Annotated in this window: 4 protein-coding genes; all 4 read left to right on the forward strand. The window is 33.5% G+C overall.

The window, feature by feature from the left end; all coding sequences use genetic code 11:
• The first annotated feature begins 318 nt into the window (after nt 1-318).
• The 4 genes from AB8M93_RS18555 (at nt 319) to AB8M93_RS18570 (ending at nt 2494) form a co-directional block, all read left to right on the forward strand.
• Nucleotides 319-651, forward strand: a complete 333-nt coding sequence (locus tag AB8M93_RS18555) for a type II toxin-antitoxin system RelE/ParE family toxin (protein WP_373060449.1) — start codon at nt 319-321, stop codon at nt 649-651.
• A gap of 19 nt (nt 652-670) precedes the next feature.
• Entirely contained in the window at nt 671-1789 is a 1119-nt protein-coding gene (locus AB8M93_RS18560) for an ImmA/IrrE family metallo-endopeptidase (RefSeq protein WP_373060451.1), read from the forward strand.
• 188 nt (nt 1790-1977) lie between these two features.
• Nucleotides 1978-2217 (forward strand): ribbon-helix-helix domain-containing protein, encoded by a 240-nt coding sequence (locus AB8M93_RS18565; protein WP_373060453.1) that lies wholly within the window; start codon nt 1978-1980, stop codon nt 2215-2217.
• Nucleotides 2210-2494, forward strand: a complete 285-nt coding sequence (locus AB8M93_RS18570) for a type II toxin-antitoxin system RelE/ParE family toxin (protein ID WP_373060455.1) — start codon at nt 2210-2212, stop codon at nt 2492-2494. Before AB8M93_RS18565 ends, AB8M93_RS18570 begins: the two co-directional genes overlap by 8 nt.
• Nucleotides 2495-2724 lie beyond the last annotated feature (230 nt).

Consider the following 2724-nt stretch of genomic DNA (forward strand, 5'->3'; position numbering starts at 1 on the left):
TTTCCTGATAATTTTTCTTGCCTTGCATGTAGTAAATTAGCACTTTTAGCTAACTTGTGCAACAGGCACAACGGTTAACACAAATACGGCAGACCAGTAAAAAATGGCATTTTTAGTACCTTTAAAAATAGTAATTAAAAGATCGATTTCGCTCCCCAAGTCCGCACTTGCGTTAACCGGGACGTTGGGTACCATTTTATACAGAGCCATATTTCATTATTTTAATTTACATTTTGTGTTAATTATAATATTACATACCTTTGCACTATAAAGTTGAGTTTTAATTAAAAGGAGGTGTAATGAAAAAAATAGATTTTCGTGGAGATAGAATTTTTAGACAAAAAACTAGAGCAATGTGCCAATAAAGATAAAATTGGAAATAAAAAATTAGGTGCAATACGATTTAAAAAGTACAAAAAGCGACTAGATCAGTTAAAGGCTTCAAAAACACTTGAAGATGTAAGATTTCAACCTGGCAATTTTCACGAATTAAGGGAAGATAGAAAAGGGCAATGGGCTTGCGACTTAGACCAACCATACCGACTAATTTTTAAACCAAAAGAAGATCCAATTCCAACGGATGAAGACGGTAAATACATTTGGGTAGAAATACTAGGTGTAGAGATAATAGAAATTGAGGATTACCACTAACAGGATTAAAACAAGAGAAATGGCAGCAATAAATCAATATTATCCGGAGAGTGTTACACACCCTTCAGAGATATTAATAGAATCCCTTGAAGAGAAAAATATAGGAGCAAAAGAATTTGCGATAAAAACGGGAAAACCAGAAAAAACAATAACTGCGCTATTAAAAGGCGAAAGTTCTATAACACCAGAAATGGCAATACTTTTTGAACAAGTTTTAAAAATACCTGCCCATTTTTGGCTGGAAGCACAAAGAAATTATGATGAATATTTAGCTCGAATAAATTTTCAAAAAAATATTGACGAATGTAAAGAATGGGCTAAAGGTTTCCCATATCCAAAAATGGCTTCTTTAGGATGGGTCAAAAAGACGCGAAAAATAGAAGAAAAAGTTGTAGAGCTTTTCAATTTTTTTTCGATTGCAACAAAAAAAGGGTTTGAAGATTATTACTACAATCAAAGAACTAAAGTTGCATTTAGAATTTCCCTAAAAGACCAAGAAAATGCTACTGCAATTGCGGCATGGCTTAGACAAGGCGAATTACAAGCTGAGAAAATTTCGGCTCCAGATTTTGATAAGGCTAAGTTTAAAAATAAATTACCCTTAATAAAAAAGATTATGGCTGAACAGCCAAAAAACTTTTTTGAAGAACTTCATGAAATTTGCAAATCTGCAGGAGTTAAAGTTGTACATACGCCATGCTTACCTAAAGCTCCTATACATGGATCTACAAGATGGATTAAAGATTCACCCCTAATTCAATTAAGTGGAAGGTATAAGAGAAATGATATTTTCTGGTTTACTTTTTTTCATGAAGTAGGACATATCTTGTTACATGGTAAAAAGTATATCTCCATTGAAAATATTAAAGTTGAAGGTGAAAACCAAGAATTTGAAAATCAAGCAGATGAATTTGCTTCTGACTGGATTTTAAGTAAAGAAGAGGAAAGAGAAATTCTAAAATTAAATCCAATTACTTATAAAGATATTGTTGAATATGCAGAAAAATTTGGGACACATCCTGCATGTATTATCGGGAGATTTCAACATGAAAAAATAATTCCCTTTGGTGTTGGAAATGATTTATTTGAACCCATTGATTTTGAGGCTAACAATAAAACGGTACCCAACAACGGTTAATCGCCAATAGCCGGCACCGTTAGTAAGAAAATAATTAACTTGACCAACAAACCAATACTAAGCCGACAAATCCGCGTCCCTTACTCCGCCAACTGGCGATAACCGGGACCGTTGGCAACAATATTTTCATAAAAAAAGCTTGTTGATGATTCATTTTTGGTGCAATTTTACATCAAATAAAAAAGATTATGGCAAGACAAAGTATTTCATTTACAAAACCAAATGACGAATGGTTGAAATCTCAAATTGAGAATCAAGAATATTCGAGTAAAAGTGAATTGGTTAATGACTTAATAAGACAAGCTAGAAATCAGCAGGTTCAAATTGATTGGATTAGAAGTAAAATAGAAAAAGCTGAAAAAAGTGGATTTACAAATGACAGTAAAGAACAGATTTTAGCAAAATCAAAGTCTTCACTTAATGAGTAAATATAGATTAAGTAATGTCGCTAAAGAAGACTTAATTAGAATCCATCAATTTGGAGTAAAAAGATTTGGAGTAACTCAAGCAGATAAATATTTCGAAACATTTTTTGAATATTTCGATCTCATCGCCGAGCAACCGTTCACTTTTGAAGCAGTTGACTTTATAAAACCTGGATATCGAAGATGCGTGTGCGGATCTGATAGCGTTTATTATCGAGTAGAAAACAATATTGTCGAAATTATGACAATTATCGGCAAACAAGATTTAAGCAATATCTAATCAAAATTCAGTAAGAAAATACGGTTGCCAACAACGCATACCGCAAATGGCGGGTTTCATAGAAAAGAACTAAATTAGTTTCCATATCAAACAAAAACGGTAAGCCGACAAATCCGCATCCATAACTCCGCGCCACTTGTCGTTATGCGAGACCGTTATAAGGCATCGAAACCAGAGCGCAGACGGGAAATTTTGTTAAATCGTGGACTGGTCGGGGTTTCGGGAAGAAA

Source organism: Autumnicola aciditolerans (assembly GCF_041679265.1).
GTDB lineage: Bacteria > Bacteroidota > Bacteroidia > Flavobacteriales > Flavobacteriaceae > Autumnicola.

What these genes read in the sequence shown, in the direction of transcription:
- AB8M93_RS18570 (WP_373060455.1), top strand. Translation starts at nt 2,210, where the DNA reads ATGAGTAAATATAGATTAAGTAATGTCGCTAAAGAAGACTTAATTAGA.
- AB8M93_RS18560 (WP_373060451.1), top strand. Translation starts at nt 671, where the DNA reads ATGGCAGCAATAAATCAATATTATCCGGAGAGTGTTACACACCCTTCA.
- AB8M93_RS18565 (WP_373060453.1), top strand. Translation starts at nt 1,978, where the DNA reads ATGGCAAGACAAAGTATTTCATTTACAAAACCAAATGACGAATGGTTG.